This is a genomic window from Ruegeria sp. BE1 (assembly GCF_056538885.1).
Genome location: NZ_JBQFTY010000007.1, coordinates 88327 through 112164, shown reverse-complemented (window position 1 = coordinate 112164; position 23838 = coordinate 88327). Strand labels below are relative to the sequence as shown.

The following is a 23838-nucleotide window of genomic DNA, read 5'->3' as shown; positions in this document are numbered from 1 at the left end:
TTTGTCTCAGGGCTTCGCCCGTTCCTCACTGAAAACGATCCACTGGATCGTTTTCCTGGCGTTCGTCACCCCCAGAGGTCCGCCTTGGGCGGATGCACTCCGGCGTCATCAAATTGCAGCGGGTCGGTGCGGTCTTCGGCCAACAAAAGCGGGCCGTCAAGGTCTGTGACCATTGCGCCCTGCGCAACCAGTGTCGCAGGCGCCATAGCCAGAGAGCTGCCGACCATGCAGCCGACCATGATGTCATAGCCTTCGGCGATGGCCGCCTTGCGCAATTCCAGCGCCTCGGTCAGCCCTCCGGTTTTGTCGAGCTTGATGTTGATCACATCATACTTGCCCTTCAGCTTGGGCAGGCTTGCACGATCATGGCAGGATTCGTCAGCACACACAGGCACCGGGCGGTCCATCCCGATCAGCGCGTTATCGTCACTGGCAGGCAAAGGCTGTTCCACCAATGCAACACCCAGACGCACCAGATGTGGGGCCAGATCGGCATAAACCTCGGCCGACCACCCCTCATTCGCGTCCACGATGATCTTTGAATTCGGCGCGCCCGCCTGCACAGCCTCAAGCCGGGGCATGTCATCGGGTGTACCCAGCTTGATTTTCAGCAACGGGCGATGCGCGTTCTGCGCCGCCTGCGCCTGCATCGCCTCAGGCGTGTCCAGCGACAGCGTATAGGCGGTGATCTCAGGCCCCGGCACCGACAATCCAGCCAAGTCCCAAGCGCGTTTGCCCGCCCGCTTGCACTCCAGATCCCACAAGGCACAGTCCACGGCGTTCCGCGCCGCGCCCGCGGGCAGCAAATCCATCAAGGACTGACGGGTAAACTCGGCGGGCAGACCGGCGATTTCGGCCTCAACCGACTCCAATGTCTCATCATAGCGCGCATAGGGCACACACTCGCCCCACCCCTGATGCGTCCCATCCGACAGACGAACCGTCAGAACCTTTGCCTCGGTCCGCGACCCGCGCGAGATCGTAAAGACCTGCGCCAACCGAAACACATCACGAGAGACCTCTATCTGCACGTGCCCATCCTTCTTCTCGTTCAAAATACGGCCGCCGGAGGCGGATTGCACTCAACCCACCATCCGGCGCGCCGCTTAGATCACAGTGCGGCCAGCGCATCCACCAGTTTACCGGCCCCAAAGCGATAGGGGTCGGTAGCGGGCAGGCCCATCTCTTCCTCAACCTGCGCCAGATAGGCTTTGGCGTCTTCTTCGCTCAGGTTCTGAGTGTTGACCGACACGCCAACAACCTGACAGGCCGGGTTTCCGACCCGCGCCAGCGGCAGCGCCGTGTCACGCAGTTCGGCCAGCGTCGGCAGGGAATATTCGGGCAGACCACGCATATGCGTCCGGGTCGGCTCGTGGCACAGGATCAGCGCGTCCGGTTGGCCACCATGAACCAGCGCCATGGTCACGCCGGAATACGAAACGTGGAACAACGAGCCCTGGCCCTCGATATGATCCCAATGATCATCATCATTCTCAGGCGTCAGATATTCGACCGCACCAGCCATGAAATCCGCGACGACAGCGTCCAGCGGAACACCCTGACCGGTGATCAGGATGCCGGTCTGGCCGGTGGCGCGGAAGGTCGATTTCATGCCGCGCTTGCGCATCTCCGCATCCATCGACATGGCAGTGTACATCTTGCCAGCCGAGCAGTCGGTCCCAACAGCAAGGCACCGCTTGCCGCTGCGCTTTTTGCCGTTTGCAATCGGGTAGCCAACGGTTGGAACACGCACATCGTGCAGGGTGCAGCCATGGGTTTGCGCGGCAGCCACCAGATCGCCCTCGTCCCGCAGCAGGTTGTGCAGGCCCGAGGCGATGTCAAAACCCATTTCCAGCGCTTCGATCAGAACGGTTTTCCACGCCTGGCTGATCACGCCACCGCGGTTTGCAACGCCGATGACCAGAGTCTTGGCACCGGCCTCTTTGGCCTCGGCCAGGGTCAGGTCCTTCATGCCCAGATCAGCCTTGCAGCCGTCCATACGGAACTGGCCTACGGCATTTTCAGGGCGCCAGTCACGGATGCCGATGGCAACTTTGGCGGCCAGTTGGTCGGGCGCATCGCCCAAAAACAGCAGATACGGTGTCTCGATCATTGCGGTGCACTCCTTTGATTCCGGCGCAATCTAAGGGACGCGCTTAACGAGCGTTTCGCTTTTTGAACCGGTAACCCCGCGGAGGATCGGAAATTTTTGCGCATTTCGATCCAAATATGCAAGTTTCTTTCAAGTTTTCACGATGATTAAACTTTAACCACGGGTGGAACCCCATTTTTTGGGGAATGCTGCAATTGCATTGCCGCATCTGCACAAAGATGCTTGCACAGTGTCGCGCAATTTAATACCTCAGTGAGCAGGAAAATTGTAATTTCATTTCTCGCACGAGGTCCAGATGAGCTTTCGCCTGCAACCCGCCGCCCCTGCGCGCCCCAATCGCTGCCAACTGTTCGGGCCGGGGTCGAACACCAAACTGTTTCCCAAAATGGCAGCTTCGGCGGCGGATGTGATCAATCTGGATCTTGAGGATTCCGTTGCGCCCTCGGACAAGGACATCGCCCGCGCCAACGTGATCGAGGCGCTGAACACCGTGGATTGGGGCAGTAAATACATGTCCGTCCGCATCAACGGTCTGGATACACCTTATTGGTATCGTGACGTGGTGGACCTGCTGGAACAGGCAGGCGACCGGCTGGACCAGATCATGATCCCCAAGGTCGGTTGCGCGGCAGATGTCTATGCTGTCGACGCTCTGGTCACGGCCATCGAACGCGCCAAGGGCCGCACCAAGCCCATCAGTTTTGAGGTCATCATCGAATCCGCCGCCGGTATCGCGCATGTCGAGGAAATCGCGGCCTCCTCACCCCGGATGCAGGCGATGAGCCTGGGGGCGGCGGATTTTGCGGCTTCGATGGGGATGCAGACCACCGGCATCGGCGGCACGCAGGAAAACTATTACATGCTGCGCGAGGGCGAAAAGCACTGGTCCGATCCGTGGCATTGGGCGCAGGCTGCAATCGTGGCCGCCTGCCGGACCCATGGCGTGCTGCCGGTCGACGGGCCGTTCGGCGATTTCTCGGATGATGACGGGTTCATTGCGCAGGCCAAACGTTCGGCCACCTTGGGCATGGTGGGCAAATGGGCGATCCATCCCAAGCAAATCGCGCTGGCCAATCAGGTCTTCACCCCAACGGACGAGGCTGTGTCCGAGGCGCGCGATATTCTGGCCGCAATGGAACAAGCCAAAGCCAATGGCGAAGGTGCCACCGTCTACAAGGGGCGTCTGGTGGATATCGCGTCGATCAAACAAGCCGAGGTGATCGTGGCGCAGGCTGAATTGATCGCTGCCAACGGATAAACGAAAAAGGCGCCCCCCAGGGCGCCTTTTGCATTAGCGGCCAAAGACCTCGTTGGGTGTCCAGGTAAAGCGTTCGCCCTTCTTGCCCGACTTCATCATCAGGCAGGACGTTCCCAGTTTTTGATAGTAGGTGATCTTCAGCGGATACCAGCCCGCTTTGGGCACTTCGACTTCGGTACGCTGATTGGCTTCGCAGCCCTGAATGCCGTTAACGCGCCCAATCTCCTGACCGCCGACCCACGCCTCGATCCCGTCATTCGACCATGTTTCGATTTCGTAGATTCCGGGTGAATCGAACAGCATGTACCCCGTGATCTCAGCGGCGACGTTGTATGCGCCATCAAAGGTCAGGACATCTTCGCCCTTGCTGGTGTCCCGGTAGTCCAGCCCGCGCAACGGCTGTCCGGGCTGCGCCTTCGACAGCATGCTTTTTGCCTGGCTCAGATCGCGGATCTTTTTGTGCTGATTTCCGGTGCCAAAATATTTCACGTCCAAACCCGCCTGCGGCTTGGGTTGCGGATTGGCAGGTTGCAGTTTCAAAGGCGCGGTCAGTGCGGCCCCGGCGATCAAGGCCAAGGCTGCGGCAAGCGCTCCGGTTTTAATAGGTTTCATCGTCATCTCCCTGAATATGGCCTTGATGTGGGGTCTTCCCCTTTTTGTCTGGGCCTTTGGATTGACATTAGGATGAGTATTTTTGGCCCGCAAGGCCACAGAGCATCACAAATCAGCGGTCAGGCGCGCATGTCCTTGGGGGACCCCATCACCACATAGGATGTAATGGACGTGACATGCGGCAGGGTGCCCAGCACCTCAGTGTGGAAGGTTTTGTAGGCTGGCAGATCAGCACATTCGACGCGCAGCAAATACTCGATCGTACCGGTGATGTTGTGGCATTCCACCACCTCGGGCGCGCGTTGCAGGGCGCGTTCGAACCCTTCTTGCGCGGCCTTTGTGTGTTCGCCCAGCCCGACGCCGATATAGGCGACGAAACCCAGACCCAACGCCGCCGGGTTCAACACCGCGCGATAGCCCGAGATCACCCCTGCACGCTCCAGCTCCTGTACGCGGCGCAGACAGGCCGACGGCGACAGGCCAACCCGATCCGCCAGTTCCAGATTGCTGATGCGCCCGTCCCGAGTCAGTTCGCGCAATATTTGTTGGTTTATGTGGTCCAGTTTCGTCATTTGTTGCGACATTAACGAGTTTTCGCATCAAAGCGCAATTTCATTTGCCGGAAATGCCGCGATTGTCGCGTCATGAATACTGATATCCTGCTTGCCCTGATCACCTTTGCCTTTGTCTCGTCCATCACGCCGGGGCCCAACAACCTGATGCTGATGGCATCGGGGGCCAATTTCGGGTTTCGTCGTACCATCCCTCATATGCTGGGGATCGGTTTGGGGTTTACCGTCATGGTGCTGATGGTTGGTGCAGGGCTGGTGCATATGTTCGACAGATACCCGGTCAGTTACACGGTGCTGAAACTCGCGTCGGTGGGGTATCTGCTTTATCTGGCATGGAAAATCGCGCATGCAGCCCCGGCCAAGGGCGCGGTTGCAGAGGGCTCTCCGATGACATTCCTGCAGGCGGCGGCGTTTCAATGGGTCAATCCCAAAGCATGGGCGATGGCGCTGACGGCCACGACAGCCTACGCGCCGAACCACACATTGCCTGCAATATTGCTGGTCGCGGTGATCTTTGGGGCGGTGAACCTGCCCTCGGTCAGCACCTGGACTGTTCTGGGTCAGCAAATGGCGCGCGTCCTGACGAACCCGCGCCGGTTGGTTGCCTTTAACTGGACCATGGCGGCTTTGCTGGTGCTGTCACTCTATCCGGTTCTTTGGCCGGTCTGAGCTATTTCAGCGGCAGGCAGATTTCGGTCAGCAGTTCCTCGGGTGCGGTGTCGCGCGGATCGTTCAGATAGACCTCATAGCAGGGCTGATCTGCCGGTTCTTCGCCCGAGTCCGGCAACCAATTGCCAAACAGGCTGTGATAGGCGGCCTCAAGCCCGGAATACGGGCCCTTGAAGGTCAGAACGGCCGTCTTGCCGCCAGGGATCTGCATCGCCTCCATCCCGTCGGGCGTGGCATCGCCACGGAATTCGGCCCCGGCATAGCTGCGCAACTCATCAACGGGCACGGTGTCCGGGCTGTCCAGATAGATGCCGATCACCGGCCCGACCTGCGGCCAGAGCTGACGGGATTCGCATAAGGCGCTGAACGCCTCAAAGCTTTTGCCGATCTGGGCATAGGCCCCTCTATGCGGCAGCGCCACAATATTGCGAGCAGGTTCGATACGGGTGGTTACGGGATACATCGGGTAATCTCCTGTTCTGAAACGTGGATTGGCGGGCATGAACTGCCTGGCCTTGCGAAACGAGAGCGGGCTTTTGCCGTAAGCGTCGGTAAAGGCCCGCGCGAAAGAGTTCAGATTGGGATAGCCCACATCCGTGGCAACCTGCGCCACCGGCGTGTTTGTCTGCACCAGCGCAATCGCCGCACGGTGCAGCCTGATCCGGCGCACGGCCTGCGCGCAGGTCTCGCCGGTCAGGGCGCGAAACACCCGGTGCCAATGGAACCGGGACATCGCCGCGACATCGGCCAGCGCGTCCAGCGACAGGTCCCCGGCGGGGTTGTCGTGGATATAGGCCAGCACGCGCAGAATGCGGTCTTCATAGCTGGTTGGCATTGGCATCCCTTCCTTCCTCTTGCCCGTTTGTGGTCGCATATCCCGCCTCCACAAATCTTGCTGAGTTGCATCCCGCGCAACCACAGGTCATATAGCAATGAAATTCCGCGTTGAGAGGCGTCATGACCCAGTATCTGGATTTCGAAAAACCCCTGGCCGAAATCGAAGGCAAAGCCGAAGAGCTGCGCGCCTTGGCCCGTGCCAACGAAGAGATGGACGTGGCCGAAGAAGCCGCCGCGCTGGACGCCAAGGCGGTCAAGCTGCTGGATGAGCTTTATGGCGATCTGACCCCATGGCGCAAATGCCAGGTGGCGCGCCACCCCGAACGCCCCCATTGCCAGGACTATGTCAAAGAGCTGTTCACCGAATTCACTCCGCTGGCCGGTGACCGCAACTTTGCCGACGATCTGGCGGTGATCGGCGGTCTGGCCCGGTTCAACGATCAGCCCGTCATGGTGATCGGCCATGAAAAAGGGTCGGATACCAAATCGCGGATCGAACGCAATTTCGGCATGGCCCGTCCCGAAGGCTATCGCAAAGCCGTGCGGCTGATGGAAATGGCCGGGCGTTTTGGTCTGCCCGTTATTACTCTGATCGACACGGCGGGCGCCTATCCCGGCAAAGGGGCCGAGGAACGCGGCCAGTCCGAGGCGATTGCGCGGTCAACCGAGATGTGTCTGAAGATCGGAGTGCCGCTGGTGTCGGTGATCATCGGCGAAGGCGGCTCGGGCGGGGCTGTGGCCTTTGCCACCGCGAACCGCGTCGCGATGCTGGAACATTCGGTCTATTCGGTGATCTCGCCCGAGGGCTGCGCCTCGATCCTGTGGAAGGATGCCGAGAAGATGCGCGAAGCCGCCGAGGCGCTGCGCCTGACCGCGCAGGACCTCTACAAGCTGGGCGTTTGTGACCGCATCATCACCGAGCCCAAAGGCGGGGCCCATCGCGACCGCCCTGCCACCGTCGAATCGGTGCGCGCTGCGATCGCGTCGATGCTGCAAGAACTGGACGGCAAAGACGCGGCAGCCCTGATTCAGGACCGCCGTCAGAAATTCCTGGATATCGGATCAAAAGGGTTGGCGGCCTAAACCGTCAGCCCCCCAGGCTGCGCAACAGCGCGACCGAAGGTTCCCCCGTCACGGGCAACCCATTGGCGCGCTGATAGGCGCTGATGGCGGATTTGGTGTTGTTGCCAATCACACCATCCGCGCCCTGCGTGTCATATCCTGCAGCGGTCAGACGGCGCTGCAGCTCTTTGCGGTCCTCCAGCGTCAGCCCGGTTTCATCCGGCCCGAATGACGCCTGAAACGGCGCGCCGCCCGCGATCCGGTCCGACAGATGCCCGACCCCAATCGCGTAGCTGTCCGAGTTGTTGTAGCGTTTGATCACCTGGAAATTGCGGAAAACAGCAATCCTTGGCCCCGGCTGCTGTGGCTGCAGCACCGCGACCGGCGTGCCCGAAACCGTGCCGACCTCACCCCCCCAGGGTTGCCCACGCACCCAGCCAGAGCGCGCCAGATAGGCGGCGGTCGAGGCCAGCGAATCCGCCGGATCATCCGACCAGATATCGCGCCGCCCATCGCCGGTGAAATCCACTGCGAAGACCAGATAGGATGTCGGAATGAACTGCGTATGCCCCATCGCACCGGCCCAGCTGCCGGTCATCTTGTCGGGCGTGGTGTCGCCCTCTTGAATGATCTGCAAAGCCGCGATCAGCTGTTTTTCAAAGAACGCACCGCGCCGCCCGTCATACGCCAGCGTCGAGGTTGCCGAAATCACCGGAATATCACCCCGACGCGCGCCATAACGGCTTTCCAGCCCCCAGACGGCCACAACCACTTCTTTATCGACGCCGTATTTCGACTCGATCTGGGACAGGGTTCCGGCATGGCGGACCATCATCTGCTTGCCGGTTTCAATCCGCTCATCCGAGGCGGCGATTGCCAGATAATCCTCAAGCGAGCGTTTGAATTCCACCTGATTACGGTCGCGTTCGATCACGCCGGGCAGATAGCCTGCGCCCTGAAAAGCGCGGTTCAGGGTGGATTGCGAAATCCCCTGCGACGCCGCGCGGGTTTTGAACCCGGCCACCCAGGCGTCCCACCCGGAATTGGGCACGGCCTGCATCCGCGACGCAGGTGCACTGGTGGGCGCCCCCGTGGAACAGGCGGTCAACAGGGCCGACCCAAGGCCCATCGAGAATATCCGTCGGTTGATCATTGCTGAAATCTGCTCTTGTTGTGATTTGTGTCAGGATAACCCAGAGCCCGGCCTCAAACCAGAACCACAACAGCTCTGCCCGGCGATTTCCGGGCATCGGCGGCAAGTCGCTTAACTGACCAGCAAACGCAGACCCTGCGTTACATCGGACCGGACCGCCAGACGCAAACCCGGCTCATCCCCCGCCTGTAACGCGGCGATGATCAGCTTATGGTTATGCGGCGGCTCAGTTCGCCTTAACCGGCCATAAAGCGCCCGCATGGTAGGCCCAAGTTGCAGCCAGACGGTCTCTGCAATGGCCAGCATCGCGGGGGCCTGCGCCCGCAGATAGAGCGTGCGGTGAAATTCCAGATTGGTGCGGATATACCCAACCGCATCGCGCTTGGTCACCATCTCGGCCACGTTCATATTGATGCTCTGTAGCCGGTCGATCAGCGCCATGTGCGCCCGAGGCAACGCGCGGCTGGCCAGCTCGACTTCAAGCAGCGCGCGCAGGGCGGCCAGTTCTTCGATCCGGTCATTGGTCAGCTCAGGCGTCGATACCCGCCCCGAGGTGGACAGGAACAGTGCCCCTTCGGCTGCCAAACGCCGCACGGCCTCACGCGCGGGGGTCATCGAAACACCGAACTCTTTGCCGATCCCGCGCAAGGTAAGGGCCTGTCCCGGCGCGATCTCGCCGTGCATGATGCGTGATCGAAGGGCCCTGTAGACCCGGTCATGTGTCGCGGTATGAGAGTCGGAAGGTCGCGGTGTCAGCATGGGGTATCTGTGATCACAAATCGCCCCGGGGTCAACTCGCGCCGCCATCAAATCGGTATTGATGCAGCATGGCGCCATTGTCACGCAGCCAGCGCCGCTGATCCCGGTAGTCGCCAAAGATCCGCTCGACCTGTGCCCAGAAAGCGGGGGAATGGTTCATCTCAACCAGATGCGCCACCTCATGCGCCGCGACGTAGTGCAGAATTTCGGACGGCGCGAGGATCAGACGCCACGAGAACATCAGACCCCCAGCAGAACTGCATGACCCCCAGCGGGACCGCGTATCGCGCATGGTCAGGCTGGTATATTCACGACCCAGCATCTGCGCATAATCATCACAGGCCCCGGTCAGCCGGTCCCGCGCCAGTTCTTTCAAAAATCGCCCCAGACGCCGCGCCTCAGCCCCCGCTGGCACCGCAACCTCACCCCCCTGCAGCGAAACGCGGCGGCCTTTGGCGGGCACGATTCGCCGCTCTACCCCTTCGATGGGAATCGTTTGGCCGAACTGCACCACGGCCGGATCAGGGCGATCCTGCAAATGGCCACGAATCCAGCCTTCCTTGGTACGCGCAAAACTCAGCGCCTCAGACTCGGGCACACCTTGCGGGTAGGTCAGCGTAACCCGCCCGTCCAGCTGGGAAATCCGCAGGCTGATCCGCCGCACGCGCGCCGATTTGCGCAACGTCAACGGAACCGGAGGCGTCCCGGGCAGTGCGTGATCTCCCATATGCCTGTTTCTCCTGCGCAAAGGCTTTGACAGTGCCAGCCGCATGTGGCACGTGACCTGAATCATTATTACGACTCACCTGATATCAAGGGGATTTGACATGCCCAAGGAAGAATGGGGCGTAAAGCGTGTTTGCCCGACAACCGGCAAGCGCTTTTACGACCTGAACAAGGACCCGATCATCAGCCCCTATACCGGCGAGATCGTTGAGCTTGAAACCGGCAAAAGCCGGATGATCGCCGCAGACGCAGAAGATGCGGCATCGGCCAAGGCGCGCAAAGACGCGTCGGACGAAGAAATCGTTCTGGATGATGACGACAACGTCGATGTCGAGCTGGACGACGATCTGCTGGACGATGATGACGACGACAACGATAACGTCTCGCTGGACGATATCACTGACATGTCGTCAGAAGACGAAAACTAAACCCGGCCCGAGGCGGCCCACTGCCGCCTCTTGCCCACCCCCGGATTTGGGACGGGAACTTTTTGGCGGAATCCATTTTTTTGGACTTGCACTCCCCGCCGCCGTCTCATAAACGTCCGTCCACTGCCTCGGCAGTCCCTAGATGGGGCCTTAGCTCAGTTGGGAGAGCGCTTGCATGGCATGCAAGAGGTCAGGGGTTCGACTCCCCTAGGCTCCACCAAATCTCCATAAGTTGTTGATTTGACTTTATACCCTTAGATAACAAGGGCTTAAAAACGAGTCTGTTACAGTGAGGTGTTACAGTGAAGGCTCTAATCAAGATGCCCGGACAATCTAGCCAAAGATTCCCCTTCATGGCCGCGTTTGATCAGAGCGCTACAGGAAGCGACAATCAAAGCTGCAGAGGCCATTCAGTCCCGCAATGCTGGCGACGTAGTGGAAACCCCAGAAAGGCCCGCTTCCCAACATCCTAAGTACGATCAAGGATGGTCAGCGAAAAGGACGCTCCATCTTTATTTTAGACCAATTTGGCTACTCCGACGTTCCTATGAATTCGATACGACGTATTTTTGCGGAACTGGAGCGCCCAGAAATCATTCTGACCTTCGCCATCGACAGCTTTCTCAACTACTTGCGCGAAGAATCGGCGGCGTTGGAGGTGTACCGCCAGTTCGGTGTGAATGATGCATTCATTGCTGAGTGGAATGCCAACAAGTCAGATGAAGCTTTCGGTCGGTTGGTCACGCAGCGAGCTTTGATGACAAACATCCAACGCTCCAGCGGTGCAGAGTTCTTTACGCCTTTCATGCTCTGGTCACGAACAGACAATCGATGGATGATGCTGGCACACTTGTCTCGCCATCAGGCGGCCCGAGATAAGATGCTCGGCGTTCACTGGAAAACACAGAACAGCTTTCGGCATGTGGGTCGCGGCAGTTTGTTTTCACTAGGTTTTGATACAAGGCTCTTCGAGTCCAAGAACTCGCTTTTCAGTTTCGCCGACAGCGACCGAATTACGCTTGAAAAAGAGCTCTTCAATGAACTACCCGACGAGATTTACGACAGTATCTCTGACCAGCCGGTTGCTATAGAAGGCTTGCTCGAAAAAATCGGCAACAGAACCGCTGCGACGAACGAAGACTTGTTCAAAGTGATGGAGGAACTGACCAAAGCCAAAGAGTTTCAGGTTGTGTCTTCCAAAGGCGTCATCAAACGAGCCGGTACTAAAATTCGGCTGAGCGATAGGCTAATCAAACCGGCTCAGCCAACGCTTTTCAGACTAAAGTAAACAAAATGTCTCGCATCGATCCCCTTAATTTTACGCCGTCCAGTTTTGGTGATTGCAAAGTCTGCACCGAGTGCTTCGCTGACACCGATTTAAAGGAAAAAATTGCTTCGTATGGCCAGTCCGGTGAATGCAGTTATTGCGACGAGGATCGCGAACATGTCGCATCCTTTCACGAAGTCGCTGAATTCATAGGTGAAAGGGTCAGTACTTTCTTTGGCTTGGCAGTTGATCAATTGCCCTATGTGTCTCGCGAAGGCGGGTTCCAAGGACGGCACGAAGATACATATGATGTTTTGTTTGACAACATCTGCCTTGAAGTAACAGCAGCGCAAGATGAGATATTGCGCAATGACCTTGTCAACGAAATCGGTGACGAAACTTGGTGTGACTATGACTGGTTGGCGCTGGAATTGGATCAAAGCTTGCTATCCAGTTGGTCACAGTTCTGTCAATCAACGAAGGGCCAGCGTCGTTTCTTCTTTCACCGCATAGGGGAACCGGAAAGTCATCATCCTGATGAACGCTCGAACTATCAGTTTTTGTATGAGCTTGCCAAAATCATCGAACGACTAGGCTTGATCAAGGAAGTGAGTTCGGGTTTCAGACTTTATCGCGCTCGAAAAAACAAAAGCGGACCTTGGCAAACAGTTTCCGAACTGGGGCCGCCGCCCGCTGAGCGTTGCCTTCAGTCAAACAGAATGAACCCGCCGGGTATTCCGATGTTCTATGGCGCGGAATCACAGGAGCTTGCAGTTTCCGAAATCAGGGCAAAGGAGGCTACGGTCGGGTGCTTTGAAGTACTTCGCCCATTCAGATTCATTGATTTGGCAGACCTGCCCAAGGTTCCGGGCTTCTTTTCCGAAGCTTCGCGCGCTGATCGCCAACATTTGCGATTTCTGCATACACTCTCCCAAAAGATGTCTGAGCCTGTCGATCAGAATGACAGAGTCAACGTGGACTACATACCGACGCAAATCGTCACTGAGTTTCTTCGAGACTTTGACTTTTCTTGCGGATCAGTGGATGGCCTTCGATATGTAACCTCGCTTGAAAGCGGAGACGCTAATTTCGTTCTGTTTGCAAATCAGAGCAACATCGCCGATGGACGCAACAAAGTTACATCGCCCAGTCAATGGCTCGCCTTAGTGAGCACTGAACAGATCATTGAGGAACTATAGAAGTCCCCTCCGTAAATCTATCCATGCAAGAAGCAACTACTTCGCATCTTGGAAAGAAAAAGGGCAGTCGCTTTGAACCGCCCCAAATCATCGCTCGACATCTACTTGCTTGTAACTTCTCTCGCAGATTACTTCACTAATACCAAGATTAGCACAACAGCAAATACAGCAAGGATTGCTACTGTTCCTCTTACTGAGAAGTGTAACGACCCATCCGGCTTACGAGTAAGCTGAAGGCTGCTCATCGAGCTCGCCTCTTCATTAGCTTTTGTTTTGAAGTTTGTTTCTACAACTGTAGAAGTGTCATTTTCAAAGCGGACACCTCCGCTATCGTCTTTCATGTTCTACTCCATTCATAAATCTCTGTCAATTGCCGGTGTTTTTCTGAACCCAAAAGGGCACCTCTAATTATATCATATGGGAAATAGTCAATAGTTATTTTCATATATTTATCAACCAGTTATATATTCAACTAGTTAAACCACCACAGCGAAACTTGAGATTCGCTTTGACCAAAGAGGCCATCTCAGATCAAATTAGGAGCTTTCGTCAAGTGGCATTAGCAACGAGTTCTTATTCAAACTCCGAGCTATCTTGCTTGCTTCTATTCTTAAAAATTTAGCAATTTTTGAAAACTTGAGTGTCAAGTCTTGTTCTTTAGAAAGTAGCTTTTAAAAGGCTCTCGTCTTTTGAAAGCAACGTGACTTGCAAAGAAGTAATCTGACTCCTTTCCGTTTGAGAAGAAAAGTAGTCTGGATGCTTCGAAGTTCTATCCTTGCACAAAAAGCTGAGCAGTTGAAAGGCGACTTGATCCCAGACCAAGCATCGGTGTCGAACAAAAGACGAGCTTTAGCTTGCAAACAAGGATTGGTCTGGATGAAGTCCTCATGGGGGTATTGGGGGTAGCAGGAACGCTCCCCTTATTGGTGATGCAGCGGTCAAACGCCTGCGAGTGGTTTCAAGGGGCGCGATAGCCCTTTGATCGATGGGATGGTTCCAAGGTAAGGGTAGCGCGAAAGCTCCCTTTCTGGTCTCCATGAAATGGTCAGGATTTCACAAGGGCAGGAACGCCCTTTGATCGATGGGTGCAGGGAGAGCGAAGTCTCCCGCGAGTGGTTGACCGACGATACGGTCTGATGGCTCTGACTGGGCTCAATGCCCTATCAGAGCCAATGGCCGGGGGTTCCACAGGGGCGCGCAGCGGGCCCCTTGGCAAGAGGGTTTTGTACTACAAAACACATCTTGCATTCTCTCATTTCGTAGGGATTTAGGGGTGTAATACAAAGAATAGCTACGGGAATTCGTTGGTTGTTTCAGAACAGAGAAAAGGGCGCTGACCGATTGGCAGCACCCTATTTGGTGAGGTTGGGTTATCACTGTGAGGGCTTTTTGTCCTGCACAGGCATGGTCACCAGCCGCCCTTCGGTGTGAGGGATCGGTGTCTGGACCGGACCGTGATATCCTTTGCCGGATTTGGTGGGCCAAAGGGCTGCAACTTCGGTCCAGAGCGCTTGGCCGTTGGGTTCCTCCGAAACGAACCAGACGCGGTAATCAGGGCGCATTGAACGGTTCTGTTGGTGTTGATTGGGTTGTGTTTGAGTTTTCATATCAGTCTCCTGTTTGTTTGACGGCTGACCCCGTGCCAGCCGGTAACGATGCGTCCGGCGCATGCGACAGGGCCGGTGCAACGCATTGTTGGGGGGGACCGCAACGGAGCTTTGCGCAGGCAGCGGGGGAGCCGACAAAGCAAGTTGCAACGAAAGACCTGCGCCATACGCCAGCGTCAGTTACCGACTGGCATGCGGGTTGCGGGAGACAGGAGAGGGAATTTGCTTACACATTCAGCTTGAGCAGGCGACGTTGACAGTGCATGCTGATACCACATTTTATAAGGTATATATTAGCCATGCAAAATGCTCTCAAACTTATTCTTCTTGCATTTCTAGTTTATTGTGGCCGAGGTGTTTCGGCTGATAGCCAAAACGCAGCGTGTGACTTAACTGCAGGCCCTCCGCTTCATGCTCGCACCTCTGATGTATATAGGTTCCCAAACAGTTTCCTGAATGACACGGGAACACCGGTAACATTCGAAGCATTGTCGATGTTTGGCATCCAGAAGAAACTAAACGATATCGGTGGCGGAGCACACATTGCCAATGTATGCATTAGATTTGGTTTCATTAATACAAGCGAAGATCATACGATAACGGACTTTGGATGGGAAGATATTGGTCTTCCAATTCTAACCTATCCCATTGAACCCGGTAGTGGGATAAGTGATGTATCTTGGCCCTTCCGAAAGAAGCTATCGTACCCAGCGCCAAAAGTTACGCACCTGAGAGCTTTTACGAATTCACACGCGAATGCGGAAATACTTTGGCCGGTTCAGTTATCTGCCCCGGAAACCTATCGCGACGATATATTTGAACCTTTGGAGCTTGACCTGCTACCAGATGATCTCCTACCGCTTAAACGCGAGTTTAACGTAGACCCTTCCGTAGATTTTCGCATTCCTCCCGATTCAAATAAAAACCTCCCGAATATTGGTGGCTCTTTTGTAGCGCCTGATGGCACGAAACTAGAATTTGAATCGTCAGTCGAATTCGACGGCGAGAAGGTAGAATTTGTGTATAAAGTCCACTCGTCGGGAGAGTCTGAGATTGTTTCACCCTACATTTCATTTTTGCGGGAGTTTACACCGGAACCAACTATCGAAAACACTAAGGTATTAATAGAGAAGTCAGGCTCCTTCTTTACTCCAGCTTCTGGTTCAGACGGTATGGAGGCATCGTTTTTTGTTGATCCCAAGGCAAGCGAATTCGAAGGCAGTTCGGTGTTTCAGGTCAGTCATCCGATTACGTTCTCTGGAGAAGGTGGCAAGGCCTGCGTCATTGCGAAATTCTATAGTCCGCTGCCATTAGGCATGACAAAATTTATGTGCAGTGTCACCGACGACGAACGAAAGAGGTTCTTTACTCAATGAGGAACTGTAATGTTTGATCAAGTATGGAAGTTTTTAGTCGACAATGTAATTTTGGCCATAGTCGTATCATTTCTATCCGGTTTGTTAACATCATTGTTGGTTTGGATTGTGACCTCAGGCGTTATCCCAATAGCAAGCCTGTACCCAAAAGACTTACATATCGCTTACATTGGGTTTTGCTTCGTTGGGATCGCAGGGGGTGTTCTTCTATCTTTGCCCTACATTTATTATCGACCACCTTCATGTTTGTTGGCAGCCATAACTTGGTTGGGTTTGTTGGTGGCGACGGCGTGCTTTTTTGTTTTCCGGGGCGATGTTGGAAGGGAAGTCGAACTTGGTTCGTATTGGTGCCTCGTAGTCTTCTGGTTACTGGTAATGTTAGTTTCGGCGATCAATATCGCAACGTCGTTGAGAGCCATCGGGTCGAATGAGGAAAACGGCGTTTAGCCTAGAAATGATCTAGGTAGTTTATTGGATCACCTGAGACAAGAATTGCAGCTTTGATCACTTTTCTGTCTTTAGAGAAGCATAATTCCCTAGTTTCCTGACGAGAATCGTCCAAACTAGGTGTTGTTAACGCAACCACGCTATAGTTCTCGTATTCAGGAAGAGCCAACGGGTGTTTCAAATAGAACTGGCATGACGACGAAATGAAATCGCTACCTAGGGCGATTTTAGCATCAATCCCTTTTGATTGAAGCTCATCTAGGGTGCGTACTACAAAGTCCATATCGGATTGTGTTGGGTCTGAATAACCAGTTGTTGGAAATAGCGAAGTAGCGGCAAATACAAATGCGATTTTTAGTGCTCTCATGGGACCTCGTAGTTTTTTCTTTATATATTCACATTACTGAATGTTTATCAAGCATTTTTGCCCTTCCTTTCAATTCGACGGAATGGAGCCATTTTGGCATTAGTAACGTTTCCACTCGACTACCGTTGCACCGTTTCGAAGCCACAGGAACAGAACAAATGAGACGTCGAACCTCCTTCTCCAAATGAGTGCATACCTCTCAAAGCTTCAACTTCTTAAGGTTCGAAACCTCTCCTGCGGTGACCGCGCGGTTTGCGGCTGCGATTGTTGATAACGTGATCAAGTTGCTCACGCGCACGAGCTAAACGCTCATGATTGTGATCAGGACGATCATCATCGCTTTGATACCGGGCAACATCTTCGCGTAGCTGCATGAGCTCGTCGCGCGCTGCGTTACGCTGGATGTCGATATCGCGCTGCATTGCCTGCCGCTCTTCAAGCTGTTTGAAGATCAGGCTGTCCTTCTCGGCGCGGTCGCGACGCAGGGCGTCCAGCGCTTCTTGCTCGTTTTGCGCGCGCACCTTCGCATAGCGTCCGGTGATACGGTGCCAGATGCCTGAAAACCCTTTCGGCAGGCGCTCGGCCCGTTTTCGCGTCTCGGCCTTCCAGCGCTTCTCCTGCGCATCTGAAAGCTGTCTACGTTCTTCCTGATGCCGCCCAACTGTCTCAGCTTTGCGGAAGTCGACGAGGACTTCACGGCGCTTGGCGTCGCGTTCGACATCATCAATAAACTGGCGCAGACGCGTTGACATGCCGCGTGCGATTTCGGCCTTAGCCTGTTCGACAGATCGGAGTTTCTGAGGGTCGCCAAGCTTGGCTTCAACCTCCTTCGTTCGAACACCGCTGTAACGTGCGACGGCATAGACTTCACCGCGATAGTCCACGGCAACAAAGCCGCGCCTATCGCCTCTGGCCAGCCAGAAACCACGTGATCGAAGGGCTTGTTCAAAGGCAGCGCGATTGTCCGAGGAGTCCCAAGCCGCCTTGAATATGGTTTTCAATTCCTTTGGATTGAGACCTGAACGTTTGGCTTGCTGCCATTCCGCCAGTGTGAAGCTCAAAGGATCGCGCAGACGACGGTCTTCCAACCCGCGCGGCATCGTCCAGCCATGTTCAATAAATAGCTGGCGCGACACGTCACGCAGTTTGGTTTTGTAGTGGCTCATGTTCAGAGCGCGCATTCGCTCGCTATCAATCCTTGACCAGACGACATGCGCGTGTCGTCGCCCGTCTTTTTCATGGAACACGATGGCGCGGGGTTGTTTTGACAATCCCAGCTTATCTTCAACCTGTCGCACGGCCTTTTCGAACTGTCCCGTGCTGACCTTGGCTTCGGCAGGCGGGTTGAAGGACATGGAAAAGAGGTATTTCTGGCAGCGCGTGCCGCGTGCAATGGCTTCGGCCTCGTTGAACGCCTCTAACAAGTCGTCACTGACAAAGCCGCGCACGTCGTGCAGTTCCACATGCTCATTGTCCCGCATCGACAGCAGATAGCGGGCCAGTTGTGGGGCGTTGCCGCGTTCTTTGGCTTTCAGCATCATGGCGTGTTGCCCGATGATTTTCCGAGCGCCCGAAGCAAAGCTGCGCGCATATCGGCGATTTCACGGCAGGCATCCTGAAGATCAGCTTCGGTCTCCGGCGTGACAGGCAAAGAACCTGAGTTTACGGCCTTTGCGAGTTGATTGAGGTTTGCTGACAGGCGAGACTGGCCGAGCGCACCAAAAACGCGCCCGAGGGCTTCTTTGTCCTGTACCGGGCTATTCCCGCGTCGTTTGCGCGGTGCAACATCATCGCCGAAAAGCCGCTCACGGATATATGCGCCAAGCGGCTTGTCGCCACGCTCGGCATCCAGACGTGCGCGTTCGTCATATGTGAGGCGCAGTGAGAAAGGCGGCGGATAGTTCTTGTTGGCCGCTTTGCCACGCGAAATCTTGTTAAATTTTGGGCTTAGGCTGCTCATCATCGCACCTCAGACCGTTAAGGTCTAATGTCGCGAGATCGCGTTCCCAGTCCTCAAGAACCTCGAATAAATGGTTTGAGGTTTCTCTCGTCAGGCCCACCAAAACACAGTCCAAAAAACCTCTGCACTGCACCGCATCACTGCGTGGCAATCAGCGCTTTGTTTGAGCGACCACGCCCCGGCGCGCGCAATACCAGTGCGGTATCACAATACGCGTGACAGGAATGCTTTGGTGCGCGGCTCGCGTGGGTTGGAAAAGAGGATCTCGGGTGGGCCTTGCTCTAAAATGCGACCGGCATCCAGAAAACACACCTTGTCTGACAGTTCGCGGGCAAAGCCCATCTCGTGGGTGGCAAGTACCATGGTCATCCCCTGCTGCCGCAGATCGCGCAGGACGTCCAGAACTTCGCCAACCAGCTCGGGGTCCAATGCGCTTGTGATCTCGTCAAACAGCATGATCTGAGGCTCCATTGCCAGCGCGCGGATAATGGCAACCCGTTGTTGTTGCCCACCCGACAGCTGATCAGGATAGTGCCCCATCCGGTCGCCCAACCCGAACCGGTCAAACAGTAGGGTTACGCGCGGGCGCAGTTGATCCCGGCTGAGCCCATGCACACGGCGGGGGGCGAGCATCACGTTTTCTGCCGCTGTCATGTGGGGAAACAGATTGTAGCTTTGGAACACAATGCCAATCTTCTGGCGCACAGGCTGAGGGTCCAGACCCGGTTCAGAGATATCCTGCCCATCCAACCAGATGGTGCCGTCGTCGATTGGCTCAAGCAGGTTCATGCAGCGCAACAGGGTGGACTTGCCGGACCCTGAGGCGCCAATAAGGCACACCATCTCGCCATCGTTCACATCAAGGTCGATGCCTTTGCAAACCTCGTGATCCTCAAACCGTTTGCGCACCCCGCGCAACGAAAGCTTGGCCGTCATGAGCGCGCCTTGTTTTGCTTGTTCATCAGATAGTCCGCATATCGTGTGGCGGGGATGGTCAGCGCCAGAAAGATCAGGGCCGCACCGACATAAGGTGTGAAATTGGCGTAAAGTGATTTGTAAACACCAGCCTGCCGAAACACCTCGACCGGGCCGATGAAAGACAAAAGCGCCACGTCTTTTTGCAGGGCGATAAACAGGTTCATATTAGCCGGAACCACATTGCGGATGGCCTGCGGCAACACCACAAAGCGCATGGTGTCACTGTCGCTCAGCCCCAGTGACGCGGCCGCCGAACGCTGCGATTGGTGGACCGAGTCGATGCCAGAGCGGATCACCTCGGCCACATAGGCCGAATAGACCAGAACCAGCGCCAGCGTGCCCCAGATATAGGGGCTGTTCCATGGTCGGGGCAGGCCCAGACCGGGTACACCAAAGCCGATGATGTAGATCACCAGAACCACCGGCAGGCCGCGGAATACATCGGTATAGGCGATCCCGAACAGCCGCAGGGGGAACAGCGCCGGGGCGCGCGTGTCGCGGCACAGTGCAATGGCAAGCCCAGTCAAAGCGATCAGAGGCGCTGACCAGGCAAAGATCATCACGTTCATCAAAAAGGCGTCCAGCAAGCCGGGAAAGGTTGCGGTAAACACCCGGCCATTGAAGAACGCGCGTTGCACCGCCTCCCACCCCGGGGCAAGCGGGACAAGGACCACCAGTGCGACAACCACGCTGAGCGTTGATATCAGTGCGATCCGGTTCGCGCGCCGCCGAACCCTGGCCTCATAGGCTTCGCGGCGCGTGGGGGTCGCGTCTGACGGCGTGGTCCGGCGGCTGTGCAACGATGTGTCACCCATTTATTCGATGACCGGTACACCCGTCGCCTCGGACAGCCATTGGGCCTCAAGCGCGGCCAGCTCTCCGCTTTCGGTCAGTTCGGCGATGGCGGCGTCGACGCACTCTTTCAGCGCGTTGCCATCCTCCATCAACAGGCCGAACTGGTCAGGGCTTTCTGACTGGCCCGGAGGGAATTGACCCAGCAAGGTCCCGCCCTCAACAACCACAGCCGAAAGGTAGAGCGCCGTGGGCAGATCATAGAGCGCGGCATCAATCTGTCCGGCCATAATGGCCGCGTTGACATCGGCATTGTCGTTGTAAAGCAGCGGCTCGTCCGTGGGCTGTATCACATCGTTCAGCATTGGGATCGCGGTAGTGGTGGCCACAGCCCCCCATTTCAGCCCCTTCAGGCCCTCCAGCGTTGCTTCGGCGCCCGCGTCGACCACGTTATTGGTGGTCAGGACCGCCATGGCAGAGGTGTAGTAGGGCAGGCTGAAATCGACCATCTCCTCTCGTTCAGGTGTGATCGAGTATTGCTGCATGTTGAAATCGAAATTCTTGGCACCGGGCTGAATGGCCTCGTCAAAGCTTGTGCGGACCCATGTCACCTGATCCGGGCCAAAGCCCATTTTCTCGGCGATGGCATAGGCCACGGCGGCCTCGAACCCTTCGCCACTTTCGGGTGCATCATTCATCACCCAAGGGTAATAGGCTGGATTACCGGTCGCGATCGTCAGCGTGCCATCCTCCAGTGTCATGCCTGCCGCGCAGGTCTCTGTGTCCGCAGCAAGAACCGAAGTGCAGGACAGAAACAATGCCAAAGCGGTGCAACCAATCAATCTCATCCAAACGACTCCTTGTTGTGGGTTGCGCACAGGTTCTTACGGGCTAAGGGATTTGTCTAGGGCGACACCTGTTTCGTCCAAGCGATTTTCAGAGAGACGCAGCCACGTGTCGTGCTTGGGTCAGCCAATTCAAGCCCGCTCAAAAAGCCCGTGGCACAGACCATAAAGACGACCACAGCAAGCCTGACAATCGCATTGCAACGGATCACAAAATGAAAAACCGGAGCCCCGCCCCGGTTTTCCGTTCAATGCCACTCTCCCTACCGGACCGCACTAGAAAAGTTGCAGGTCCTTCGCGCCGCTTTCGATTTCGGCAAAGTTCGGCATGTTCTGGACGGCGACAGGGGCCGGCTTTGTCCCCGGCATCGCAACGGTGGGCTGCATCGCTGCAGCCATACCGAAAGCCGGTTTGCCCAATTCCCCCCGAATGTCGCGCAACAGGGTCTTGTGGTCCGGCATCGATTTGATGATCTGAGCCAGATCCGCTTTTGCACGCTTCATCCCCTGGAACCAGATCGGCTTTTTCAGCGGGCGCAGGCGATCACGAATGTCCGGGCCATAGCCGGTGTCATAGACCTGTTTACCCAGCAGAACCGTCTGATACACGCGATGGTCAAACAGCGTGGCGAACTCAATGTCATGATCCGTCGGCAGACGATATTGCCACAGTTCGAGGTTCTCGGCCAAGCGATCCGGCAGTTTCATCTCGGTACGCGCATCGATCCAGTACTGATCGTCTGTGCGGTTGCCCAGACGGTAATGCAGACAGATGAACTCCAGCACCTCATTATACATCTTATCCATCTGCCGGTTATATCTGTCGCGCATCGCGGGCTCGATTTCCTGCGTGGGCAGATGTTCGGCGAACCAACGCACCGCGTGGTCGATCATATGGATCGCGGTGCTTTCCAGCGGTTCGATAAATCCGCCGGACAGGCCAATCGCCACGCAGTTCTTAACCCAGGCATTACGCACACGTCCCACACGCATCGGGATCACGCGCGGTGTCAGACCTTTGCCGCTGTCGCCCAGCCACTCAAGATATTCGTCCGCCGCCTGATCATCCGTGCGATGGGCTGATGAAAACACATATCCGGTCCCCACCCGGTTATACAGCGGCACCCGCCACGTCCAACCGGCGCCAAGCGCGGTCGAGCGGGTCAGGCTTTCGATCTTTTCCGGATCGGGATGTTCGACCTGTAGCGCCATGGCGCGGTCATTGGGCAGGTAATCCGAGTAATCCATGAATGGCTCACCCAGCGCCTGGTTGATGATCAACCCGCGGAACCCGGTGCAATCTACCACCATCTCGATGTCGTGACGGCCTTTCCGCTCCAACATCAGGTGGCTGACATTGCCTTGCTCGTCCAGCTCGACCGACTGCACCTCATCCTGAATATGCTCAACCCCGCGATTGGTGCAGACCTTGGTCAGCATGCCCGCGAATTTGACGGCGTCCAGATGATACGCATAGCCAAAGCGTTGCTCAAATTCCGGCTGGCCCAGTTGACGCGCACCCTTGCACAGACGACCCAGATGATCATGGGGCGAGATCGACTGCGTGAAGTCCCGATCCCCGTTGCCGAACCGCAGGAAATACTCGGCGGCCTCCAACCCCTCGACCATCTGGCCGTGGGCGAAAGGGTTCACATAGTCGATGCGATTGCCCTTGGCATCCTTGTTCCAGTTACAGAACTTAACGCCCAGTTTGAACGACGCATTGGTTTCACGAAAGAAATCCCGCTCCGCAATGCCTGCCTGACGCAAGGTCACCGGCATGCGCGGAACAGTCGCCTCCCCCACACCCACGGTCGAGATGTTCGGGCTTTCGATCAGACAGATAGCCGGGCGATCCTTTGGCCCTGAAGTGCGGGAAAACACCATGTCCAGAATAAGCGCGGTCATCCAACCCGCCGTCCCGCCCCCGACGATGGTGATCTTGCGCAAACGGTTGTTCATGTGGCTCTGCTCCCCCTTGTTTTGAGGGACTATAGCAGCTTTCCTACACCCCGCTAGAGCTTAGAACACCATGCACCAAAACCGCCAGAGCACCCTTCGAAGGCACACCTAATTGATCGCAAAACAAAACGGCCCGATGTCACGCGCAAAAAGTTTGATCGCCAAGTGAAAAAGGATGGCGGAGACGAAGGGATTCGAACCCTCGAGACGGTTTCCCGCCTACTCCCTTAGCAGGGGAGCGCCTTCGACCACTCGGCCACGTCTCCGCCGACGGGTATATCCGTCCACGCAACGGAAACACAAGGTCAATTCTGCAGTGTTCTGATTTTTTTGCCGGGCGATGCAAACCCTTTGAAAACGCACCGGTTGGCCCGGGTTTTGCGGCAGGCTTGGCGGGGCTTTTCGCGTCACCTACCCGCCCATGGCTTCGGTTAAATGGCAAAGAAGAGGAAACTTGTTTGCACCGTTACATGGTCGAAGGATGCCAAAGGTTGCGGGTCCCGAATAAGACCAAAAGCCGGGCCTTGCCTCGCGAAAGGACGGTGTTGTACGGCGAAACTTTCTGAACCACGCGGGCATTCCCGCACGACGGGCGGGCCCTGCAATCAGACAAAACTTGCCAAACATGCAGGTTTTAAGGCATATTTGCATATATTTATTAAAAACCATTTCAATGGATTGAATAAATAGAGGCACAGAACCGAGCGGCGGGCGCGATGCGCGTGGAACCATTATGTGGGGGAATACCGGTGGGTTTGGCTTGGTTTAAAGTGTTATTTGTTTTCTGTTGTTTCTTAGTTTTTCCAGCGCAAGGCATCGCCGATATTGGAACGGTCATTGGTGTCAAAC

The 23838-nt window shown here is 56.1% G+C and carries 24 protein-coding genes and 2 tRNA genes; 8 read left to right on the top strand and 18 right to left on the bottom strand.

From position 1 onward, the window contains the following. Window positions 1-65: 65 nt before the first annotated feature. Entirely contained in the window at window positions 66-1031 is a 966-nt protein-coding gene (gene dgcA, locus ACR0J5_RS18245) for an N-acetyl-D-Glu racemase DgcA (protein WP_480655912.1), read from the bottom strand. A gap of 80 nt (window positions 1032-1111) precedes the next feature. Beyond that, window positions 1112-2113, bottom strand: a complete 1002-nt coding sequence (gene dgcN / locus ACR0J5_RS18240; protein ID WP_480655909.1) for an N-acetyltransferase DgcN — start codon at window positions 2111-2113, stop codon at window positions 1112-1114. A gap of 295 nt (window positions 2114-2408) precedes the next feature. Here dgcN and ACR0J5_RS18235 point away from each other — a divergent pair, with 295 nt between their 5' ends. Next, on the top strand, window positions 2409-3371 hold the full coding sequence (locus tag ACR0J5_RS18235) for an L-malyl-CoA/beta-methylmalyl-CoA lyase (RefSeq protein ID WP_480655908.1): 963 nt from the start codon (window positions 2409-2411) through the stop codon (window positions 3369-3371). 33 nt (window positions 3372-3404) lie between these two features. On the opposite strand, the gene ACR0J5_RS18230 is transcribed toward ACR0J5_RS18235, so the two are convergent. Continuing rightward, entirely contained in the window at window positions 3405-3983 is a 579-nt protein-coding gene (locus ACR0J5_RS18230; RefSeq protein WP_480655906.1) for a PA14 domain-containing protein, read from the bottom strand. A gap of 119 nt (window positions 3984-4102) precedes the next feature. Further along, window positions 4103-4555: an Lrp/AsnC family transcriptional regulator gene (locus ACR0J5_RS18225; protein ID WP_480655904.1), complete on the bottom strand. Its 453-nt coding sequence runs from the start codon at window positions 4553-4555 to the stop codon at window positions 4103-4105. A gap of 72 nt (window positions 4556-4627) precedes the next feature. Between ACR0J5_RS18225 and ACR0J5_RS18220 the strand changes: the two genes are divergently transcribed. Next, a complete protein-coding gene (locus ACR0J5_RS18220) occupies window positions 4628-5224 on the top strand; it encodes a LysE family translocator (RefSeq protein WP_480655902.1) in 597 nt (198 codons plus the stop codon). A gap of 1 nt (window position 5225) precedes the next feature. Here ACR0J5_RS18220 and ACR0J5_RS18215 read toward each other — a convergent pair whose 3' ends face one another. Beyond that, entirely contained in the window at window positions 5226-6059 is an 834-nt protein-coding gene (locus ACR0J5_RS18215) for an AraC family transcriptional regulator (protein ID WP_480655901.1), read from the bottom strand. Window positions 6060-6181: 122 nt separating this feature from the next. On the opposite strand from ACR0J5_RS18215, the gene ACR0J5_RS18210 reads away from it, so the two are divergent. After that, window positions 6182-7144 carry an acetyl-CoA carboxylase carboxyltransferase subunit alpha gene (locus ACR0J5_RS18210; protein WP_480655899.1) on the top strand — a complete coding sequence of 321 codons (963 nt, stop codon included), beginning with the start codon at window positions 6182-6184 and terminating at the stop codon, window positions 7142-7144. Window positions 7145-7148: 4 nt separating this feature from the next. On the opposite strand, the gene ACR0J5_RS18205 is transcribed toward ACR0J5_RS18210, so the two are convergent. The 3 genes from ACR0J5_RS18205 to ACR0J5_RS18195 all read right to left on the bottom strand — a co-directional run bounded on the left by ACR0J5_RS18205 (window position 7149) and on the right by ACR0J5_RS18195 (window position 9762). Continuing rightward, window positions 7149-8276: a lytic murein transglycosylase gene (locus tag ACR0J5_RS18205; protein WP_480655897.1), complete on the bottom strand. Its 1128-nt coding sequence runs from the start codon at window positions 8274-8276 to the stop codon at window positions 7149-7151. Between the two features lie 111 nt (window positions 8277-8387). After that, window positions 8388-9035 (bottom strand): GntR family transcriptional regulator, encoded by a 648-nt coding sequence (locus ACR0J5_RS18200; protein ID WP_480655895.1) that lies wholly within the window; start codon window positions 9033-9035, stop codon window positions 8388-8390. Window positions 9036-9066: 31 nt separating this feature from the next. Next, entirely contained in the window at window positions 9067-9762 is a 696-nt protein-coding gene (locus ACR0J5_RS18195) for a M48 family metallopeptidase (RefSeq protein ID WP_480655893.1), read from the bottom strand. Window positions 9763-9862: 100 nt separating this feature from the next. Between ACR0J5_RS18195 and ACR0J5_RS18190 the strand changes: the two genes are divergently transcribed. From ACR0J5_RS18190 to ACR0J5_RS18175, 4 genes are all read left to right on the top strand, one after another. Then, window positions 9863-10189 carry a TIGR02300 family protein gene (locus ACR0J5_RS18190; RefSeq protein WP_480655891.1) on the top strand — a complete coding sequence of 109 codons (327 nt, stop codon included), beginning with the start codon at window positions 9863-9865 and terminating at the stop codon, window positions 10187-10189. A gap of 144 nt (window positions 10190-10333) precedes the next feature. Continuing rightward, window positions 10334-10409, top strand: a tRNA-Ala gene (locus ACR0J5_RS18185). A 246-nt stretch (window positions 10410-10655) separates the two neighbouring features. Further along, window positions 10656-11477: a three-Cys-motif partner protein TcmP gene (tcmP, locus tag ACR0J5_RS18180; RefSeq protein ID WP_480656116.1), complete on the top strand. Its 822-nt coding sequence runs from the start codon at window positions 10656-10658 to the stop codon at window positions 11475-11477. Between the two features lie 5 nt (window positions 11478-11482). Next, complete coding sequence (locus ACR0J5_RS18175; RefSeq protein ID WP_480655890.1) at window positions 11483-12655, top strand: HEPN-associated N-terminal domain-containing protein; 1173 nt, start codon at window positions 11483-11485, stop codon at window positions 12653-12655. Between the two features lie 128 nt (window positions 12656-12783). Here ACR0J5_RS18175 and ACR0J5_RS18170 read toward each other — a convergent pair whose 3' ends face one another. Together ACR0J5_RS18170 and ACR0J5_RS18165 are read right to left on the bottom strand one after the other, a co-directional pair. Beyond that, complete coding sequence (locus ACR0J5_RS18170) at window positions 12784-12996, bottom strand: hypothetical protein (protein ID WP_480655888.1); 213 nt, start codon at window positions 12994-12996, stop codon at window positions 12784-12786. Window positions 12997-14028: 1032 nt separating this feature from the next. After that, window positions 14029-14262 (bottom strand): hypothetical protein, encoded by a 234-nt coding sequence (locus ACR0J5_RS18165; RefSeq protein ID WP_480655886.1) that lies wholly within the window; start codon window positions 14260-14262, stop codon window positions 14029-14031. A gap of 299 nt (window positions 14263-14561) precedes the next feature. On the opposite strand from ACR0J5_RS18165, the gene ACR0J5_RS18160 reads away from it, so the two are divergent. Next, window positions 14562-15638, top strand: a complete 1077-nt coding sequence (locus tag ACR0J5_RS18160; RefSeq protein ID WP_480655885.1) for a hypothetical protein — start codon at window positions 14562-14564, stop codon at window positions 15636-15638. A 448-nt stretch (window positions 15639-16086) separates the two neighbouring features. Here the strand turns inward: ACR0J5_RS18160 and ACR0J5_RS18155 are convergent, their stop codons facing one another. The 8 genes from ACR0J5_RS18155 to ACR0J5_RS18120 form a co-directional block, all read right to left on the bottom strand. Next, on the bottom strand, window positions 16087-16452 hold the full coding sequence (locus ACR0J5_RS18155) for a hypothetical protein (RefSeq protein ID WP_480655884.1): 366 nt from the start codon (window positions 16450-16452) through the stop codon (window positions 16087-16089). A gap of 215 nt (window positions 16453-16667) precedes the next feature. After that, window positions 16668-17993: a relaxase/mobilization nuclease domain-containing protein gene (locus tag ACR0J5_RS18150; protein ID WP_480655882.1), complete on the bottom strand. Its 1326-nt coding sequence runs from the start codon at window positions 17991-17993 to the stop codon at window positions 16668-16670. Then, on the bottom strand, window positions 17990-18412 hold the full coding sequence (locus tag ACR0J5_RS18145) for a hypothetical protein (RefSeq protein ID WP_480655881.1): 423 nt from the start codon (window positions 18410-18412) through the stop codon (window positions 17990-17992). The genes ACR0J5_RS18150 and ACR0J5_RS18145 overlap by 4 nt, the downstream gene beginning before the upstream one ends. A gap of 204 nt (window positions 18413-18616) precedes the next feature. Beyond that, the gene (locus ACR0J5_RS18140) at window positions 18617-19348 is read right to left on the bottom strand and encodes an amino acid ABC transporter ATP-binding protein (protein WP_480655879.1); all 732 of its coding nucleotides are present in this window, start codon (window positions 19346-19348) and stop codon (window positions 18617-18619) included. Beyond that, window positions 19345-20205 (bottom strand): amino acid ABC transporter permease, encoded by an 861-nt coding sequence (locus tag ACR0J5_RS18135; protein WP_480655877.1) that lies wholly within the window; start codon window positions 20203-20205, stop codon window positions 19345-19347. The genes ACR0J5_RS18140 and ACR0J5_RS18135 overlap by 4 nt, the downstream gene beginning before the upstream one ends. Beyond that, window positions 20206-21030, bottom strand: a complete 825-nt coding sequence (locus ACR0J5_RS18130; protein ID WP_480655875.1) for an ABC transporter substrate-binding protein — start codon at window positions 21028-21030, stop codon at window positions 20206-20208. Window positions 21031-21303: 273 nt separating this feature from the next. Then, window positions 21304-22989, bottom strand: coding sequence for a tryptophan halogenase family protein (locus tag ACR0J5_RS18125; protein ID WP_480655873.1), 1686 nt, complete (start codon window positions 22987-22989; stop codon window positions 21304-21306). A 176-nt stretch (window positions 22990-23165) separates the two neighbouring features. Further along, window positions 23166-23255, bottom strand: a tRNA-Ser gene (locus ACR0J5_RS18120). Window positions 23256-23838 lie beyond the last annotated feature (583 nt).

What these genes read in the sequence shown, in the direction of transcription:
- dgcN (WP_480655909.1), bottom strand. Translation starts at nt 2,113, where the DNA reads ATGATCGAGACACCGTATCTGCTGTTTTTGGGCGATGCGCCCGACCAA.
- ACR0J5_RS18235 (WP_480655908.1), top strand. Translation starts at nt 2,409, where the DNA reads ATGAGCTTTCGCCTGCAACCCGCCGCCCCTGCGCGCCCCAATCGCTGC.
- ACR0J5_RS18230 (WP_480655906.1), bottom strand. Translation starts at nt 3,983, where the DNA reads ATGAAACCTATTAAAACCGGAGCGCTTGCCGCAGCCTTGGCCTTGATC.
- ACR0J5_RS18225 (WP_480655904.1), bottom strand. Translation starts at nt 4,555, where the DNA reads ATGACGAAACTGGACCACATAAACCAACAAATATTGCGCGAACTGACT.
- ACR0J5_RS18220 (WP_480655902.1), top strand. Translation starts at nt 4,628, where the DNA reads ATGAATACTGATATCCTGCTTGCCCTGATCACCTTTGCCTTTGTCTCG.
- ACR0J5_RS18215 (WP_480655901.1), bottom strand. Translation starts at nt 6,059, where the DNA reads ATGCCAACCAGCTATGAAGACCGCATTCTGCGCGTGCTGGCCTATATC.
- ACR0J5_RS18210 (WP_480655899.1), top strand. Translation starts at nt 6,182, where the DNA reads ATGACCCAGTATCTGGATTTCGAAAAACCCCTGGCCGAAATCGAAGGC.
- ACR0J5_RS18205 (WP_480655897.1), bottom strand. Translation starts at nt 8,276, where the DNA reads ATGATCAACCGACGGATATTCTCGATGGGCCTTGGGTCGGCCCTGTTG.
- ACR0J5_RS18200 (WP_480655895.1), bottom strand. Translation starts at nt 9,035, where the DNA reads ATGCTGACACCGCGACCTTCCGACTCTCATACCGCGACACATGACCGG.
- ACR0J5_RS18195 (WP_480655893.1), bottom strand. Translation starts at nt 9,762, where the DNA reads ATGGGAGATCACGCACTGCCCGGGACGCCTCCGGTTCCGTTGACGTTG.
- ACR0J5_RS18190 (WP_480655891.1), top strand. Translation starts at nt 9,863, where the DNA reads ATGCCCAAGGAAGAATGGGGCGTAAAGCGTGTTTGCCCGACAACCGGC.
- ACR0J5_RS18175 (WP_480655890.1), top strand. Translation starts at nt 11,483, where the DNA reads ATGTCTCGCATCGATCCCCTTAATTTTACGCCGTCCAGTTTTGGTGAT.
- ACR0J5_RS18170 (WP_480655888.1), bottom strand. Translation starts at nt 12,996, where the DNA reads ATGAAAGACGATAGCGGAGGTGTCCGCTTTGAAAATGACACTTCTACA.
- ACR0J5_RS18165 (WP_480655886.1), bottom strand. Translation starts at nt 14,262, where the DNA reads ATGAAAACTCAAACACAACCCAATCAACACCAACAGAACCGTTCAATG.
- ACR0J5_RS18160 (WP_480655885.1), top strand. Translation starts at nt 14,562, where the DNA reads ATGCAAAATGCTCTCAAACTTATTCTTCTTGCATTTCTAGTTTATTGT.
- ACR0J5_RS18155 (WP_480655884.1), bottom strand. Translation starts at nt 16,452, where the DNA reads ATGAGAGCACTAAAAATCGCATTTGTATTTGCCGCTACTTCGCTATTT.
- ACR0J5_RS18150 (WP_480655882.1), bottom strand. Translation starts at nt 17,993, where the DNA reads ATGATGCTGAAAGCCAAAGAACGCGGCAACGCCCCACAACTGGCCCGC.
- ACR0J5_RS18145 (WP_480655881.1), bottom strand. Translation starts at nt 18,412, where the DNA reads ATGAGCAGCCTAAGCCCAAAATTTAACAAGATTTCGCGTGGCAAAGCG.
- ACR0J5_RS18140 (WP_480655879.1), bottom strand. Translation starts at nt 19,348, where the DNA reads ATGACGGCCAAGCTTTCGTTGCGCGGGGTGCGCAAACGGTTTGAGGAT.
- ACR0J5_RS18135 (WP_480655877.1), bottom strand. Translation starts at nt 20,205, where the DNA reads ATGGGTGACACATCGTTGCACAGCCGCCGGACCACGCCGTCAGACGCG.
- ACR0J5_RS18130 (WP_480655875.1), bottom strand. Translation starts at nt 21,030, where the DNA reads ATGAGATTGATTGGTTGCACCGCTTTGGCATTGTTTCTGTCCTGCACT.
- ACR0J5_RS18125 (WP_480655873.1), bottom strand. Translation starts at nt 22,989, where the DNA reads ATGAACAACCGTTTGCGCAAGATCACCATCGTCGGGGGCGGGACGGCG.